This window comes from Thermobifida fusca NBRC 14071 = JCM 3263 (assembly GCF_001592045.1).
GTDB classification, from domain to species: Bacteria; Actinomycetota; Actinomycetes; order Streptosporangiales; family Streptosporangiaceae; genus Thermobifida; species Thermobifida fusca.
This window is the reverse complement of the sequence record NZ_BCWB01000044.1, coordinates 1-15,867: the sequence shown is the minus strand read 5'-3', so window position 1 is coordinate 15,867 and position 15,867 is coordinate 1. Positions and strand designations below refer to the sequence as shown.

Annotated in this window: 14 protein-coding genes; 5 read left to right on the top strand and 9 right to left on the bottom strand. The window is 69.1% G+C overall.

Annotated features, from left to right (window positions below; translation table 11 throughout):
• Nucleotides 1-36: 36 nt before the first annotated feature.
• Nucleotides 37-2,367, bottom strand: coding sequence for a molybdopterin guanine dinucleotide-containing S/N-oxide reductase (locus tag TF1_RS11525; protein ID WP_016188127.1), 2,331 nt, complete (start codon nt 2,365-2,367; stop codon nt 37-39).
• A 127-nt stretch (nt 2,368-2,494) separates the two neighbouring features.
• On the opposite strand from TF1_RS11525, the gene TF1_RS11520 reads away from it, so the two are divergent.
• Nucleotides 2,495-3,451: an HpcH/HpaI aldolase/citrate lyase family protein gene (locus TF1_RS11520; protein WP_016188128.1), complete on the top strand. Its 957-nt coding sequence runs from the start codon at nt 2,495-2,497 to the stop codon at nt 3,449-3,451.
• Between the two features lie 36 nt (nt 3,452-3,487).
• Here TF1_RS11520 and TF1_RS11515 read toward each other — a convergent pair whose 3' ends face one another.
• Nucleotides 3,488-3,913, bottom strand: a complete 426-nt coding sequence (locus tag TF1_RS11515; protein ID WP_011290789.1) for a hypothetical protein — start codon at nt 3,911-3,913, stop codon at nt 3,488-3,490.
• A gap of 141 nt (nt 3,914-4,054) precedes the next feature.
• Between TF1_RS11515 and TF1_RS11510 the strand changes: the two genes are divergently transcribed.
• Both TF1_RS11510 and TF1_RS11505 read left to right on the top strand, forming a co-directional pair.
• Entirely contained in the window at nt 4,055-4,753 is a 699-nt protein-coding gene (locus tag TF1_RS11510; RefSeq protein ID WP_011290790.1) for a response regulator transcription factor, read from the top strand.
• Nucleotides 4,753-6,192, top strand: coding sequence for a HAMP domain-containing sensor histidine kinase (locus TF1_RS11505; protein ID WP_011290791.1), 1,440 nt, complete (start codon nt 4,753-4,755; stop codon nt 6,190-6,192). The genes TF1_RS11510 and TF1_RS11505 overlap by 1 nt, the downstream gene beginning before the upstream one ends.
• 96 nt (nt 6,193-6,288) lie before the next feature.
• Here the strand turns inward: TF1_RS11505 and mnhG are convergent, their stop codons facing one another.
• From mnhG to TF1_RS11475, 6 genes are read right to left on the bottom strand one after another with little or no spacing between them, the layout of a single operon-like run.
• On the bottom strand, nt 6,289-6,636 hold the full coding sequence (gene mnhG, locus TF1_RS11500) for a monovalent cation/H(+) antiporter subunit G (RefSeq protein ID WP_011290792.1): 348 nt from the start codon (nt 6,634-6,636) through the stop codon (nt 6,289-6,291).
• Nucleotides 6,633-6,923, bottom strand: a complete 291-nt coding sequence (locus TF1_RS11495) for a monovalent cation/H+ antiporter complex subunit F (protein WP_011290793.1) — start codon at nt 6,921-6,923, stop codon at nt 6,633-6,635. Before TF1_RS11495 ends, mnhG begins: the two co-directional genes overlap by 4 nt.
• Complete coding sequence (locus TF1_RS11490) at nt 6,920-7,495, bottom strand: Na+/H+ antiporter subunit E (RefSeq protein ID WP_011290794.1); 576 nt, start codon at nt 7,493-7,495, stop codon at nt 6,920-6,922. Before TF1_RS11490 ends, TF1_RS11495 begins: the two co-directional genes overlap by 4 nt.
• Nucleotides 7,492-9,135, bottom strand: a complete 1,644-nt coding sequence (locus TF1_RS11485; protein ID WP_011290795.1) for a Na+/H+ antiporter subunit D — start codon at nt 9,133-9,135, stop codon at nt 7,492-7,494. The genes TF1_RS11490 and TF1_RS11485 overlap by 4 nt, the downstream gene beginning before the upstream one ends.
• Nucleotides 9,135-9,947, bottom strand: a complete 813-nt coding sequence (locus tag TF1_RS11480) for a Na(+)/H(+) antiporter subunit C (protein ID WP_011290796.1) — start codon at nt 9,945-9,947, stop codon at nt 9,135-9,137. Before TF1_RS11480 ends, TF1_RS11485 begins: the two co-directional genes overlap by 1 nt.
• Nucleotides 9,944-12,892, bottom strand: coding sequence for a Na+/H+ antiporter subunit A (locus TF1_RS11475; RefSeq protein WP_061783885.1), 2,949 nt, complete (start codon nt 12,890-12,892; stop codon nt 9,944-9,946). Before TF1_RS11475 ends, TF1_RS11480 begins: the two co-directional genes overlap by 4 nt.
• Nucleotides 12,893-13,066: 174 nt before the next feature.
• On the opposite strand from TF1_RS11475, the gene TF1_RS11470 reads away from it, so the two are divergent.
• Nucleotides 13,067-13,456 (top strand): MarR family winged helix-turn-helix transcriptional regulator, encoded by a 390-nt coding sequence (locus TF1_RS11470; RefSeq protein ID WP_234351620.1) that lies wholly within the window; start codon nt 13,067-13,069, stop codon nt 13,454-13,456.
• Nucleotides 13,457-13,692: 236 nt separating this feature from the next.
• On the top strand, nt 13,693-14,703 hold the full coding sequence (locus TF1_RS11465; RefSeq protein ID WP_016188131.1) for a DMT family transporter: 1,011 nt from the start codon (nt 13,693-13,695) through the stop codon (nt 14,701-14,703).
• Here the strand turns inward: TF1_RS11465 and TF1_RS11460 are convergent.
• A partial coding sequence (locus tag TF1_RS11460; protein ID WP_061783883.1) for a S1C family serine protease occupies nt 14,672-15,867 on the bottom strand: 1,196 nt, incomplete at its 5' end. The genes TF1_RS11465 and TF1_RS11460 overlap by 32 nt on opposite strands.

Genomic DNA, 15,867 nt, shown 5'->3' with positions numbered 1-15,867 from the left:
AGGGGATTGAGGGACCCCAGGGGGAAGTCCTCCCGGTCAATGGGTGTGTCCGACGATACGCGGGGGGACGAACGCGCGTACCGGGGGCGGCGCACCGTCGAACCGTTCGACCTCGACTAGTGTCACCTGGCCGGTGCAGCCTTGGCTCAGCCGCGATGCGCCCACGTCGATAGTGACCGCATTCGGGTTGCCGTGCACGCAGGTCGCCGTGTCCGGCGAGGACGGGTCGAACCAGGCACCCGTGGACAACTGCACCACACCCGGCCGCACCCCGTCGTCCAGTACGGCGCCCGCCAGGCAGGAGCCCCGGTCGTTGAACAGGCGTACCACATCGCCGTCGGTGATGCCGCGCGCAGCCGCGTCGTCCGGGTGCAGCCGCACCGGGGCACGATCGGCGATCTTACCTGCCCGGCTGTGGGCGCCCATGTCCTGCTGGCTGTGCAGTCGGTCCTTGGGCTGGTTGGCGACCAAGACGAGCGGCCACTGCTGGGCGCGCGGCGTCCCCGGCCGCTCGGGCGGGTCCAGCCACGTCGGATGCCCCGGGCAATCGGGGTAGCCGAACCCGGCGATCGTCTCCGAGTACAGTTCGATGCGTCCGCTCGGCGTGCCCAGCGGATGCGCCTGCGGGTCGGCACGGAAAGCACCGAAAAATGTGGTATCCATCACGCGGTGCGGGATGTCGACGCCCCCATCCGCCCAGAAGCGGTCGAAGTCCGGCAGCTCCACCTCCGGCCCTTGCCGTTCACGCCACTCCTCGTACAAGTGGCGGAGCCACTGCCGGACGTCGCGCCCTTCCGTGAACTCCTCCACTGTGCCCAGCCGCTCCGCCAGACCGGTGAAGATGGCGTACTCGTCACGGGCCGCACCGTGCGGCGGCACCGCCCGCCGCATCACCCGCAGCCGCAGATCCCCGCGGCTCGCCGCGAAATCCTCGCGTTCCAGCGACGTGGTCACCGGAAGCACCACGTCGGCGTGGCGGGCCGTCGCCGTCCAGTGCGTCTCGTGAACCACCACCGTGTCCGGGCGGGCGAACGCCCGCCGCAGCCGGGCCAAGTCCTGGTGGTGGTGGAAGGGGTTGCCGCCCGCCCAGTACACGAGGTGGATCTCGGGGTAGCGCAGCCGCTGCCCGTTGAAGTCAAACGGCTCTCCCGGGCACAGCAGCATGTCAGCGATCCGCGCCACGGGGATCAGCGTGTCCACCGGGTTGCGGCCCTGCGGCAGGCGGGGCAGCGCGCGCGGAGTGAACCCGCCCCCGTAGCTGCCCATCGACCCGTACCCGGTGGCGAACCCGCCCCCGGGGAGACCAATCTGCCCCAGGCAGGCGGCCAGGGCCAGCCCTGCCCACAGCGGCTGCTCCCCGTACCGGGCGCGCTGCACCGACCAGCCGACATTGATCAACGTGCGCCCCTGGGCCATCCGCAGCGCCAACTCCCGCAGCTCAGCCGCGGGGATTCCGCTGAGCGCCGCCGCCCACTCCGGGGTCTTCGCCACCCCGTCGCGCTTCCCCAGCACGTAGTCGCGCAGGTGCGGCCAGCCCACCGTGTACCGTTCCAGGAACGCGGTGTCGACCCGGTCTTCAGCGATCAGCGTGAAGATGAGGGACAGCAGGATCGCCGTGTCCGTGCCCGGGACGGCCGGAAGCCAGCGGGCGTTGAGCTCGGCAGCGGCGTCGTCCCGCAGCGGACTGATGGACACGAACTCGGTGCCCCGACGCGCCGCCTCCCGCATCCCCCCTTCCGCGGTGTGCGCGGCCCGCCCGCCGGAGGCCACCCACGTGTTGGACACGCGCAGCCCGCCGAAGCTCACCAGCAGGTCGGTGTGCTCCGCGATCGTCTCCCACGTCGGGGCGCGGTACAGCAGTGCGTGGGCGCCCTCAGCACCCACCACGTGCGGCAGGAACACTTCGGCGGCCCCGTGGCTGTACGTGGCCACCGACCGGGTGTAGCCGCCGATCGTGTTGAGGAAACGGTGCAACTGGCTTTGCGCGTGGTGGAAGCGTCCCGCGCTCGCCCACCCGTAGGAGCCGCCGAAGATCGCCTCGTTGCCGTAGGTGCGCCGCACCCGGTCGAGTTCGGCGGCGAGCAGGTCGAGCGCGGTATCCCAGTCCACTGCCACGTACTCGTCGTCGCGCTCCCCGCGCTGCGCATCCGGACCGGGGCCGTGCTCCAGCCAGCGCCGGCGCACCGCGGGCCGATCGATCCGCGTGGGATGGTGCTGGGCGTCCGGCACGTTGTCGATGAGCGGGGAAGGCGCCGGATCCGCCGGGTCGGGGCGAACCCCCACCACGCGGCCGTCGCGGACCAGGACTTCGAACGTGCCCCAGTGCGCGCTGGTCGGATACGCCTCCACCGGACCGGTGTTCGTCATGGCCCTCCCGTCTCCCGCATCGACTGCTCCGCGCGCCAGCTTAGGGGCCCCGCGCCGGCTCCCCAACCCCTGTTTTGTCAGGATGGGGGCGGTAATACCGGTGTTTTCTCAGTTCAGGGAGTCAGCCATGAATGCGGTCGCGTCGCGTTCGCGACGGTCGGTGCTCGCGGTCCCGGCATCCAACCCCCGGTTCATTGAGAAGGCCCGCGGGCTTGCGGTAGACGCCTTCTTCCTCGACCTGGAGGACGCGGTCGCGCCATCGGAGAAAGAGAGAGCCCGGGAGGCCGCGGTCGCCGCGCTCAACGAGGGCGGCTGGGACGGCAAAGTGCGCACCGTCCGCATCAACGACGCCACCACGGCCTGGGCCTACCGCGACGTCATCACCGTGGTGGAAGGCGCCGGAGCCGCACTGGACTGCCTGGTGCTGCCTAAAGTCACCGGTCCCGCCCCCATCCTGTGGCTGGACACGCTGCTCACTCAGATCGAACGCGCAGTCGGCCTGGAAGTGGGGCGGATCGGGATCGAAGCGCAGATCGAAGACGCGCGCGGACTGACCCGGATCAACGAGATCGCTGCCGCCTCACCCCGCGTGGAAACCCTCGTCTACGGCCCCGCCGACTTCATGGCCAGCATCAACATGAAGACGTTGACGGTGGGGGAGCAGCCCTCCGGCTACGACGTCGGCGACGCCTACCACTATGTGCTCATGCGCATCCTCACTGCCGCCCGCGCCCACGACCTGCAGGCGATCGACGGCCCCTACCTGAAGATCCGCGACGTGGACGGCTTCACCCGCGCCGCGCGGCGCACCGCGGCCCTCGGCTTCGACGGCAAATGGGTGTTGCACCCCGGCCAGGTGGACGCGGCCAACGAGGTCTACGCCCCCACCCAGGAGGACTACGACCACGCGGAACTCGTCCTGGACGCCTACGACTACGCCACCAGGGTGCAGCGGCGCGGCGCGGTCATGCTCGGCGACGAGATGCTCGACGAAGCGTCCCGCAAGATGGCGCTGGTCATCGCGGCCAAGGGACGCGCGGCCGGTATGAAACGGACCAAGACGTTCGTGCCCGACACCGAGTAGACCCGCATCCTTGCGGGGACGCAGGCCCGTTCCCGCTCACCGCACGGGGCAGGGCGGGCGCATCCCGTCGATGAGCAGGGTCAGCCCCATGCCGACCAGCCACACGTCTTTGGCGAGGGCGAGGCCTTGGGGAGTGGGACGGATCCCGTCCTCCATGCGCGCGCCCGGCTCCGTGAAATAGTGGCCGAGCAGCCCTGCCCCGAACACGGTGAGCGCCGCGCCCACCAGGGCACTGGGCAGCAGCGGCAGCAGCAGGGCGGCGCCCAGCCCGATCTCGCTGTTGCTCAGCATCCGGGTGAACTTCTCCGGCGGCATGTCCCGCAGCGTGGGCAGCACTCGGGAAGCAGCGGAGTGCAGGTAGGCTGCGGTGTCCGCGTCCGCTTCCCGTTTGTTCAGCCCGGAGTTGAGGATGTACGCGCCCGCGGCGAGCCGGATCGGCAGGTGGGCGATACGGAAAGCCATATGCTCCTCCACAGAGGTGGTGGACCGGAAAACGGCCTTCCACTACCCGTTTTCCGCGGGCCAACCGCACGCCCGGCTTTTCTCACCACACTTGGCGCTTCCTCTTACCGACCACTAACCCCCATGGGTGACGATGAGGATATGAGCCCTGCCCGCACCGTGCTGATCGCTGACGACGACCGCGCTATCCGCGAGTCCCTCGAACGGGCGCTGCAACTGGAGGGATACCAGACCCGCACCGCCGCCGACGGTGTGGAGACGCTCGCCGCAGTGCACTCCGACCCCGTGGACCTGCTCATCCTCGACGTGATGATGCCGGGGGTCGACGGGCTCGGCGTGTGCCGGGTGCTGCGTGCTGAAGGGGACCGCACCCCGATCCTCATGCTGACCGCGCGGGTGGAAACCTCTGACCGGGTCGCTGGACTGGACGCCGGAGCCGACGACTACCTGCCGAAGCCTTTCGAACTCGACGAGCTCCTGGCCCGTATCCGGGCGCTGCTGCGCCGTGCCGCGCCCACCACGGGGGAGGGGGCCGCGGAGCCGCTGATCCAAGTCGGCGACCTCCGCATCGACCCGGGGGCGCGGCGCGTCTGGCGGGCCGGACGCGAAGTGGAACTGTCCAAAACCGAGTTCGACCTGCTGGAGCTGCTGGCCCGCAATGCGGGGATCGTGCTGGACCACTCCACGATCTACGACCGGATCTGGGGGTATGACTTCGGTCCCGAATCGAAGAATCTGGCGGTCTACATCAGCTATCTGCGCCGCAAACTGGAGCCGGAAGGCACCACACCGCTGATCCAGACGGTCCGCGGCGTCGGCTACACCCTCAGGCCGAAGTAATGGGCGCTGCCGCTGCCCTAGGGGAGAAGGTCCGCGGCTGGGTCCGCGGGCTCGGGGGTGCCAGTCTCGGCACCCGGTTCGCGGTGACGTTTGCCGCGGTCGCTGCCGCGGTGATCGTGCTGATGGGGTCGCTCGCCTACAGTGCTGCCGCCACCCTGATCCGCAACAGTGCGGAACAGGAGTTCAACGCCACCGTCTCCAACGTCGCCCAGACGCTGCGGAACTCGTCGACCGGCAACAGCCGGTTCCACGAGTTCACCCTCGTCCACTCGGAGAGGTTCTCGTTCCAGCTCATCAACGGGGCGGGCGAGATCATGGTGCCGCTGGGCGGCGGCCGCGCTTCGGCTCCGCTGCCGGTCACCGAAGCCGACCGCGCTGTGGCCGGGCACTACGCTGGCGGGCTGGTCCACTTGCGGGACGACAATGCGCTCGGGGAGCCGCTGCGCGTGGCCACCGTCTCCTTCGGCCAAGGGCTGGGCGCGGTGCAGATCGTGCAGCGCCTGCAACCGACCGAGCGGCTGCTGGACACTCTGGCCGCGCAGTTGGTGGTGGTCGGCGTGGTGGCGCTTGTCGGTGCCGGACTCGCCGGCTGGCTGGTGGCGCGTCGCATCACCAGCCGCCTGGTGCGGTTGACTGAAGCCGCCGAATACGTCACGTCCACGGGGCGGCTGGACCGGGCCGTCTCGGACGGCGGGACCAGTACGGGAGGCCGGGACGAGGTGGGACGGCTCGGCGCCGCGTTCAACGAGATGCTGGGCAGGCTGGCCGCCGCGAAAGAAGAGCAGCGGCGGCTGGTGCAGAACGCTTCCCACGAGCTCCGCACCCCCCTGACCAGCCTGCGGACCAACGTCAGTGTGATGAAGCAGTTCGACCGGCTCTCCCCGGAAGCGCAGCAGCGGCTCGTCGACGACCTGCAAGGGGAGACCCGGGAGCTGACCGACCTGGTCAACGAGCTGGTCAGCCTGGCGACCGAGACCTACCAGGACGAGCCGGTCCAAGAAGTCGTGCTGCGGGAGGTCGCGGAGCGGGTAGCGGCGCGCAGCCGCCGCCGCACCGGCCGGGAGATCATTGTGGACGCGGACGACAGCGCGGTGCTGGGGCGGCCTGGTGCGTTGGAGCGCGCGATCTCCAACCCTGTGGAGAACAGCGCCAAGTTCGACCCGGAGGGCACGGCCCCGATCGAGATCCACATCCGCGACGGGGTGGTGGAGGTCCGGGACCGGGGGCCCGGGATCGCGGAATCCGAGCTCGCTCACATCTTCGAACGCTTCTACCGTTCCCCGGCCGCGCGCGGCCTGCCCGGCTCCGGGCTCGGCCTGTCCATGGTCCACGACATTGCGGCTGCCCACGGCGGCACCGTGTTCGCCTACAACCGGGAGGGCGGCGGCGCGGTGATCGGCATGCGGCTGCCGACGATCCCCGACGAACCGCCGCAGTGACCGCACCCTGGGCCCGCTCGAGACACCACAAGGCCGCAGACGGGGTGGACCCGTCCGCGGCCTTGGTACTAGCTGCTCACGCAGCGCACGCAGGGGTCAGCGCGGTTCAAGCTGCTCTTCCAGCTCGTCCACCCCGATGAGGTCCCGGCGGACCCGTCCGGTCCGATACGCCACCCGGGCCGCAATGTGCGAGGCGACCGGGACGGTGAGGATCTGGAACAGCACCACTAGGAACAGGAAGCCGACTCGCGGGTCGGGGAACAGGCGCAGCCCCAACCCGACCGAGATGAGCACCAGGCCCATCACCTGCGGCTTCGCCGCGGTGTGCATGCGGGACAGCAGGTCGGGGAACCGCACCAGGCCGACTCCTGCCGCGAACGACAGCGCCGCCCCCAGCAGCAGGAGGATCACGGAGATCCAGTCGAGTATTTCCGTCCCTGTCACTGGTCGACCCCCTCCGACTCGTCAATCCCCCGCTGCCGCCGTGCCACGAACCGGGAGACACTGACCGAACTCACGAATCCCAGCACCGCCAGCACCAGCATGGTGGGCAGCACGGTGGGGTCGCGGTGGAATGCTGCGTACGCTCCGATCCCGGTGATCGCCGAGGCCAGGAGCACGTCGACCGCGAGCGCCCGGTCGAGGATGGTCGGCCCCAGCAGCAGCCGCGCCATGCCGAGCAGGGACGCGGCACCGAGCAGCACCCCGATCACGGTCCACAGGTAGATCATGTGTCGCCTCCCGCCTCGACGCGTTCGATCTCCTCCCGGGTGCCGAACGCCCGCGCCACCCGCTCTTCCAGGGCGAAGACCTTGCGCCGCGCGTCTTCCGCGGCGTCCACGTCGGTGCCGAGCATGTGCACGAACAGGGTGAAAGTCCCGGAGCGGACCTCCACGATCACACTGCCGGGGATCACCGAGACGCAGATGGCGGTGATGGTGAGCAGCAGGTCGGAGCGGGTGCGCAGCGGGATGGCGAGGATCGAGCTGCGCGGGGGGCGCCGGGCGAACGACTGCGCGACCACGCGGGCGCTCGACACCACCAGGTCCACGATGAAGTGGCCGAGGAACACTGCGAGCCCCACCGGGTGCAGGCGCAGGCCCAGCGACACGGTCGGCAGCGGAAACACCAGCATGATGAGCGTGCCGACCAGGACGCCGCCCAGTGCCATGGTCAGCGACAGCTCCCCGAACAGCAGCATCCACACCACGGTCAGGGTGAGCAGGGTCGGCAGGTTGATGATCCGCCGCCCGATCCGCAGATCCAGCGGCGACCGCTTCGGTATCACCGACGGCGGGGTCACTGGGCAGCACCTCCCGGGATCACGGCGTTCAGGTAGGACGTCCGGGCCGTGAGTTCGACCGCGGCCTCATAGCTGTAGTTGATGAGCGGTCCCGCGAACACGGTGAACGCCACGCCCAGCAAGACGAGGGCCACCGTCGCTCCCAGCATCAGCGGCGGGAACACGTCGGAGGTCACCACGGCTTTCCCGCCGATCCCGGTCGGGGCTCGGCCTGCCGGAATCGGCACGGCGTTCCCGTTGGGCAGGTCGGAGGATTCGTCCTCGGAGCTTTCCAGCAGGGTGCCGAGCGCGACAGGCCGGCCTTCCTCCGGGGCGCGCCAGAACGCGTAGTTCCACAGCCGCACGATCGAGTACAGGGTGAGCAGGCTGGTGGCCACGGCCCCGCCCACCAGCAGGTAGGCCAGCGGCGACCCGTCCTGGACGCCGGCCTGGATGAGCCCCAGTTTCCCGAGGAACCCGGAGAGCGGGGGAATCCCGGCCAGGTTCATCGCAGGGATGAAGAACAGCACGCCCAGCACGGGGGAGATCTTCGCCAACCCGCTCACGTTGTTCAGGGACGAGCTGCCGCAGCGCCGCTCCACCAGCCCGGCGACCAGGAACAGGGTGGTCTGCACCGTGATGTGGTGGGCGACGTAGAACACCGCGCCCGACATGCCGTGGACACTGGCCAGCCCGATCCCGAACACCATGTAGCCGATGTGGCTGACCAGGATGAACGACAGCATGCGTTTGATGTCGGTCTGCGCCATCGCGCCGAAGATCCCGATCACCATGGTGGCGAGCGCCGCCCACAGCAGGAGCGTGTCCACCACGCTGTCCTCGGGGAACAGCAGGGTCTGCGTGCGGATTATCGCGTAGACGCCGACCTTGGTGAGCAGCCCCGCGAAGACCGCGGTCACCGGGGCGGGCGCGGTCGGATAGGAGTCAGGCAGCCACGCCGAGAGCGGGAACACCGCGGCTTTGATGGCGAACGCCATCAGCAGGATCGCCTGGAGAGTCAGTTGCAGTTCGGTCGGCAGTTCCGCGAGCCGCAGCGCCAGGTGCGCCATGTTCACGGTGCCGGTGGCCGCGTAGATCAGGGCGATAGCGATCAGGAACACCACGGACGAGAGCAGCGACACCACCACGTAGGTGGATCCCGCCCGGATCCGGGCGAGGGTGCCGCCCTGCGTCATCAGCACATAGCTGGAGGTCAGCAGGATCTCGAACCCGACGTACAGGTTGAACAGGTCCCCGGTGAGGAAAGCGTTGGACACCCCCGCCACCAGGATGAGGAACGTGGGGTAGAAGATCGCGAGCGGAGTGGCTTCCTCCTGGTCGGCGATCCCCTGCCCGATGGAGTACACGAGGACGCCCAGGGTGATCGCTGAGGAGACGGTCACCATCAGCGCGGAGAGCCGGTCCGCGACCAGGGTGATCCCGATCGGGAACTCCCAGCCGCCCACCTGCACGACCTGGGGTCCGTAAGCGTGCACCCCGAACAGCAGTGCCCCGCCCGTGGCCAGTACCACGACCAGGGCGACCACGCTGATCATCTGGTTGAGGAGGGGGGAGCGGACACCGATCGCGAACTTCAGGCCGGCCGCGAGGAGCGGCACCACCACCGGCAGCGGCACCAGGTAGGGAAGAAGGGCCTCCATCAGTAGTCCACCCCCTGCATGTCGCTGTCTTCGGCTCGGGCCAGGCGTTCGCGTTCTGCGCGGATGCTCGCACGCAGCTGCCGTTTCTGGGCGCGGATGCGCTGGCGCAGCTCCCGCCGCAGGCGGCGTTCGTACTCCCGGTCGGCACGCCGGTGCTCAGCGAGCTCCTTGCGGGCTTCCCGCACCCGCCGTTTGGCCTCATCCAGCGCGGCCGCTTGCGCGTGGTCGGCTTGGAAGATGATCCGCTCCCGGTCTTTGTCGTCCGCGGCTTCCAAGCGTTCGTCCAGGTCGCGGCGGGCCTGGGCGATCTGTTCGCGGAGGATCGCCCGCTCGGCTTCTTCCAGTTCGTCCTGCGCTTCGATCTGCGCTTCCAGTTCCATCCGCTGGGCGCGGATCGCCTGGCGCAGCGCCCGTTTCTGCGCGCGGATGTACTGGCGCAGGCGCCGCCGCTCCCCGCCGGTGGCGATACGCCGGTCTTCCGCGTCGTCCTGGACTTCGTCGTTGCCCTGCAGCTGCCAGCTCCGGTAGGCCATGGCCAGCAGGAACGCGGTCACGCCCAGGGTGATGACGATCGCAGTGAGGATCATCGCCTGGGGGAGCGGGTCAGCCATCTCCCCTTCCGGGGTGAGGCTGAGGAGCGGTGGTCCCCCCGCGGCGCCCCCTGCGGACAGGATGAGCAGGTTGACGCCGTTGCCGAGGAGGACCACGCCCAGCAGGATGCGGGTGAGGCTCCGTTCCAGCAGCAGCGTCACCCCGGCAGTCACGAGGACACCGATCACGATGACGAGCAGGAGGGTAGGGGTGTCGTTCACGCGGTCACCTCCTCGCTTTCGTATTCGGGTGCCTTACCGGTACGGCTGTCCTTCTCAGCCTGTTCGTCGATGCCCGCGCCGAGGCTGTACAGGATGTCCTGGATGAGGCCGATGACCAGCACGTAGACACCGAAGTCGAAAGCGAGTGCCGAGGTGAGGTGGATCGGCTCCAAGAAGGGCAGGTGCAGGTCGAACGCCCCTCCGGCGAAGATCTCGGTTCCGAAGATGGCTCCGGCCAGTGCCGTGCCCGTGGTGATGGAGAGCCCGAGGCCGATGAGCAGGCCCGGGGGGAGCCGCAGCGAGAGGTACAGCTCGTGGCGGCCGCCCGCCAGGTAGCGCACCATGAGGCCGAGGCCCGCGACGATGCCGCCCGCGAATCCTCCTCCGACGTGGCTGTGCCCGGTGAGCAGGAGGAAGACGGAGATGAGGATGATCACGGGGAACATGAGGCGCGCCACGACCTCGAAGATGATCGACCGGCGCTCTTGCGCGAGGGTCAGCACCCCAGGCAGCCACAGCGGCTTGTGCGCCACGCGGGGGGTGATGATGTCGCCGACATAGGTCAGCGGCAGCGGCGACCATTCGCTTTCCCCGTTGGAGGGCGGCTGGGGGAGCCGCGCCACGATTCGCCCGGTTTCGATGTGGGTGTGGGGCAGGCGGGTGCGGCGCCGGACGAACAGCAGGCTCGCCACGCCGGCGGCGACCGCGGCCAGCACCGAGATCTCCCCCATGGTGTCCCAACTGCGGACGTCCACCAGCAGCACGCTGACGATATTGCTTCCCCCGGCTTCTTCCGCCGCGGCGGGGAATCCTTCGGAGATGGATTCGGCCTGCCGTCCCGCGAGAGTGAGGTAGGCCATGACAGCCACCAGGATTCCGCTGCCGATGCCGATCGCCAGGTTCACGAGGCGGCGGCTGCGGAGCACCGGCGTGGAGAACTGGGGTGGGAGGCGCCGCAGCACGAGCACGAACACGACGAGGCTGACGGTCTCCACTAGGAACTGGGTGAGCGCCAGGTCGGGGGCGCCGTGCAGGGCGAACAGGGTGGCGGTGCCGTAGCCGGTCATGCCGACGAGCACTACCGCGAACAGCCGCCCGCGCACGATCAGCGTCCACAGCGCCGCAATGATGATGATCGCGGCCGGGATGAGCTGGGGCGGCGTGTCGATCCAGCGCACCGGCGGCACGTCCAGCGTCCACAGCCGTCCCCACACGATCGGCGCCGTGCTGACGACGAGCAGGGACACGAGGATCGTGCCCAGGTAGAGCGGGAGGGACCCGCGCTGGGTGAGGCCGGTGACCTGGGTGGCGAAGCTGGAGAGGTAGTAGACGATCCGCCGGTAGACGTTCCCGGCTTCGGGAAGCGCGAACCGGGCGCCCAGCCACGCGACCATGACCCGCCAGCGGAACAGCAGGAGACCGCCGGCCAGGCAGAGCGCGGTCAGCAGCAGCGGGAGGGAGAGGCCGTGCCAGAGCGCTAGGTGGGCGGGGTCGTGCCCAGCGCCGGGAACGGTGTCGGCGTAGCTGGCGAACACCGGGTCGGCGAGGGACGCGCCGAACCCGCCGAGGAGGCTGAGGGCCGCGAGGACGATGGCGGGAGCGACGAACAGCGGTCCCGGGGGATGGAGGAGCGGAGTGGGGGAGGTGTTCTCTTTGTCGAAGAACGCGCCCCAGAGGAACCGCAGGCTGTAGCCGACGGTGAAGAGCGTGCCGACCACCACTCCGGCCAGGGCGAGGGTGGCGAGGAGGGTGTCGGCGTGCTCGAACGCGCCGAACGCGGCCTCTTTGGCGGCGAACCCGGCCATGGGCGGCAGGCCGGCCATGGACATCAGTGCGACTACCGACGTCCAGAACACGACGGGCATCTTCTTGCGCAGCCCGGACAGCTCCCGCAGGTCCCGCGTTCCGGTGCTGTGGTCGATGATGCCGACGACGAGGAACAGCGGGGCTTTGAACAGTGCGTGCGCGCACAGCATGGCCAGTCCGGCGAGTGCGGCATCCCGCGTCCCTATGCCGAAGATCGCGGTGAGGAAGCCGAGCTGGCTCACGGTTCCGTGGGCCAGCAGCAGTTTCAGGTCGTGCTGGCGCAGGGCCCGCCACCCGGACCCGATCATCGTCGCTGTGCCGAGGATGACCGCGGTGTACTGCCAGGCCGGGATGTCACCGAAGGCGGGGGTGAGCCGTGCGATCAGGTACACCCCGGCTTTGACCATGGCAGCGGCGTGCAGGTAGGCGCTGACCGGGGTGGGGGCCTGCATGGCTGCGGGAAGCCACAGGCTGAACGGGAAGATCGCCGACTTCGACAGGGCACCGACCAGGATCAGGACGAGCGCCACGGTGACGGCGGTCCCGCTCGGCGGCTCGGCAAGGATGCCGGAGATGAGGTAGGTGCCCGCGCTTTCCCCCAGGATGACCAGGCCGACCAGCATGGTGAGGCCGCCCATGGTGGTCACGTTGATCGCCATGGCTGCGGCACGCCGGCTGTCGCGCCGCTCGGGGTAGTGGCCGATCAACAGGTAGGAGAAGACGGTGGTCAGCTCCCAGTACAGGTAGAGCTGGATGAGGTCGTTGGCGAGGACCAGGCCGATCATGGCACCGGCGAAACCGGTGAGGACTCCGGCGAAGCGGCCGAGGCCCGGTTCGTCGTCGCTGAAGTAGCGGGCGCAGTAGAGGAGGATGAGGGCGCCGATCCCCGCTGCCAGCAGCAGCATGACGAGGCTGAGCGCATCCATGCGGAAGGCCAGGGCCAGCTGGTAGTTGGGCGCCCATGGGAGGAAGAACAGTTCCGGTTCACCGGCGATCACGCCTGGCGCCCGGGGGAGTGCCCAGATTGCGGCGCTCGCGGGGACAAGTGCGAGCGCGAAGAAGGCCTGCCGCCCCCACTTACGGACTAGCGCCGGAGCTAGTGCCGCAGCCGTGAAGTGCGCAACCAGTAGCCATATCAATATGCGCCCCCCTCACAATGGTCGATACGGTTGCCGGATTTTCCGCCTTCTTATGTGACTTGACTAATTATTGTCTATGCTAACTAAAAGCGCGGAGTAACCGTCGAGCGAGGTACAGAGGTGGAGCGCAGCGACGCTGAGTTCGCGGAGTTCTCACACGCATGGGGAGAACTGGTGCGAGCAGTCGCTCGTGCCCGGGGCCGTGTGCCGAGCGGAACGGAGCCCCGCCTGACTCTCGCCCAGGCCCTGCTGCTGGAAAGTGCCCTCGCGGTCACCCACCCTACGGTCGGCGAGATTGCTCACGCTGCTGGGATCTCCTCTCCTTCTGCCACCCGGATGCTCCAGCAGTTGGAGCGGAAAGGGATGGTGCGGCGCCGCCGCTCCGAGGAGGATGAGCGGGCCACAGTCGTCAGTGTCACTGACGAGGGTATGCGGGCGCTCCACGCGCATCAGACGCTCGTCCGCGACCGGTTGCACGACCTGTTCCACCAGGTCGACCCGAGGCTGCGCCCGGTGCTGGTGGACCTCCTGCACACTATGCGTGACCTCGCTGATCGGCTGTGATCTGTGGTGTTCCGGTATTTTTTCTGAGCCGGGGCCGGCCTGTCCGGGGTGACGCCGGTCCGGTGTGCTGTCCAGGTCAGCCGAGCCAGTAGTCTCCACTTTGTCCCCCTTTCAGGGTCCCGACGTTTCGCCCGCGACGGGGGGCGATTGCTGGAACCGTCGCGCACCGCGGACACCGGAACGCTTTTCCGGAGGTGCCGCGTGCCGTGCGCCGCTGTCAGGCAAGGGGCTGGTCTATGACGGGGGCCATCATCGCTGCCGCGCTAGGGGCGGTTGCTTTCGCGACCGGTGCGGCACTCCAGGAACGAGCGATTCTGGGGGGTGTCCCGGCCGAGGTGTCGGGGCAGTGGGAACTGCTGCGCTGTCTGCTCCGCAGCCCGCTCTGGCTGATAGGCACCGGACTCAGTGGAATCGGCACGGTCGCCCATGTCTGGGCGCTGACCGGAGCGCCGCTCATGATTGTCCAACCCATCGGGGTCGGTGGCCTGTTATGCGCTGTGGTGGTGTCGGCGGTGCTGCACCGGCGCGCACTCACCGGAACAGAGATTGTGGGATGTCTCACAGTCACGTTCGGTCTGGTCGCGCTGGTCGGGACCCTGTACGGGCATTCCGGTCCCCCTGTCGACCCTCCTCCGTCCACCGCGTGGATTCTGCCCACGGCAACGGGGGTGGTCATGCTCGGCGGCCTGCTCGTCTCCCGGTTTGTCTCCGGGGCGCTGCGGGCGTGGGTGCTGGCCCTCTGCGGGGGTGTCGGGTTTGCGACCCTGTCCGCCCTGGTCAGGGTCATCGGGGTGGCCGCGCTCGACGACCCGCTCTCGGTGCTCCGCCCGTTGACGCTGGTGACCGCGGTGATCGGGGTGTGCGGCTACCTGCTCGTCCAAGGCTCCTACCGCACCGACCACTTCGCTCTCGCCTATGCCACGCTACTGATCAGCGACCCGCTCACCGCGGTGCTCATCGGGGTCTCGCTGCTCGGCGAGTCCCTGCCCACGGGGGCGCTTCCGCTCACCGTGATCGTGGTCAGTGCGCTCGCCACGGTGGGCGGCACCATCACCTTGGCCCGTTCGTCGGTGGCCCGCCAGCGCAGGACTCGGCTGCGGGCCGCGCCCTCGGTGGTGAGCGACGGCCCGCAGCCCTCTCCCCGGCCTGAGGATGCGGGCCGTAGGAAGGAACGGCCGGGGAAGTCTGGCGACGTTCCGACGCGGACGACAACCGTCAGTTGTCCAGCGACTGGGCGGCCAGCGTGACCGTGGTCTGCGCGGTCTGGCCGCCGCGCTGGTAGGTGATGGTGACGGTGTCCCCGGGACGGTGGGAGCGGATCTCGGCGATGAGCACGTTGGGGTCGGTCACCATGCGGTCTTCGATCCGGATGATGACGTCGCCCTTGCGCAGCCCGGCCTGGTCTGCTGCGCCGCCCCGGTTCACTTCCACGAGTTCCGCCCCGGGACCGTCCTCAGCCACGGTGACGGAGGCTTCGATCGCGGCGTAGGTGGCCTTGCCCGTGTTGATCAGCTCTTCGATGATGGGTTTGGCCTGGTTGATCGGGATGGCGAAGCCGAGTCCGATGGACCCGGACTGCGACATGAAGTTGCCGCTCGTCGTCGCGATCGCCGTGTTGATCCCGATGACTTCGCCGTTCATGTTCACGAGCGGTCCCCCCGAGTTCCCGGGGTTGATCGGGGCGTCGGTCTGGATCGCGTCGATCACCGTCGACGTGGTGGCCTGCGGCTCCTCCTCGTCGGGGGAGGGCAGGAGCGGGCTGTCCTGCTGTCCGCTGACACCCGTGTTGACGGGGCGTTCCACCGCGCTGACCACGCCCGAGGTGACCGTGCCGGACAGGCCGAGCGGCGCGCCGATGGCGACTACTTCAGCTCCGACTTCCACCTGGTCGGAGTCGCCGAGGGACGCCGGGGTGAGCCCGGAGACGCCTTGAGCCCGGATGACGGCGAGGTCGGAGACCGGGTCGGTGCCCACGATCGTGGCGGACGCCTGCGAACCGTCGTGGAACAGCACGGTCAGCTCTTGCGCGTCAGAGACCACGTGGTTGTTGGTGACGATGAGCCCGTCGTCCCTGATGATGAACCCGCTGCCGCCGCCTTCGGCGGTGGCGATGGACACCACGCTCGGCAGGGCTTTCGCGGCGACTTTGGTGACGTCCCCCGAGGCCGCCGAGGTGGCAGCCGGGTTGGCTGCCACCTGCTCGCTGAGGAAGTAGGCGGTGGCGACGGATGCTGCCGGGCCGACGATCAGACTGGTGATGAGGGCGGTCACGGCAGCGATCAGCACTACCCGGCCGCTGCGCTGCGGCTTGCCGGGCGGTGGGGCGCCTTCGAACGGGGAGGAGCCGTGCAGTGTCGGGAATCCCCCGGTCGGCGGGAAGAACCCTCCGGGGGACGGCGGCACGGCCCAGG

Bases quoted from the DNA above. Each gene is read 5' to 3' on its own strand.
- TF1_RS11515 (WP_011290789.1), bottom strand. From the start codon at position 3,913: ATGGCTTTCCGTATCGCCCACCTGCCGATCCGGCTCGCCGCGGGCGCG.
- TF1_RS11520 (WP_016188128.1), top strand. From the start codon at position 2,495: ATGAATGCGGTCGCGTCGCGTTCGCGACGGTCGGTGCTCGCGGTCCCG.
- TF1_RS11495 (WP_011290793.1), bottom strand. From the start codon at position 6,923: ATGATCTACCTGTGGACCGTGATCGGGGTGCTGCTCGGTGCCGCGTCC.
- TF1_RS11525 (WP_016188127.1), bottom strand. From the start codon at position 2,367: ATGACGAACACCGGTCCGGTGGAGGCGTATCCGACCAGCGCGCACTGG.
- TF1_RS11510 (WP_011290790.1), top strand. From the start codon at position 4,055: ATGAGCCCTGCCCGCACCGTGCTGATCGCTGACGACGACCGCGCTATC.
- TF1_RS11505 (WP_011290791.1), top strand. From the start codon at position 4,753: ATGGGCGCTGCCGCTGCCCTAGGGGAGAAGGTCCGCGGCTGGGTCCGC.
- TF1_RS11485 (WP_011290795.1), bottom strand. From the start codon at position 9,135: ATGGAGGCCCTTCTTCCCTACCTGGTGCCGCTGCCGGTGGTGGTGCCG.
- TF1_RS11465 (WP_016188131.1), top strand. From the start codon at position 13,693: ATGACGGGGGCCATCATCGCTGCCGCGCTAGGGGCGGTTGCTTTCGCG.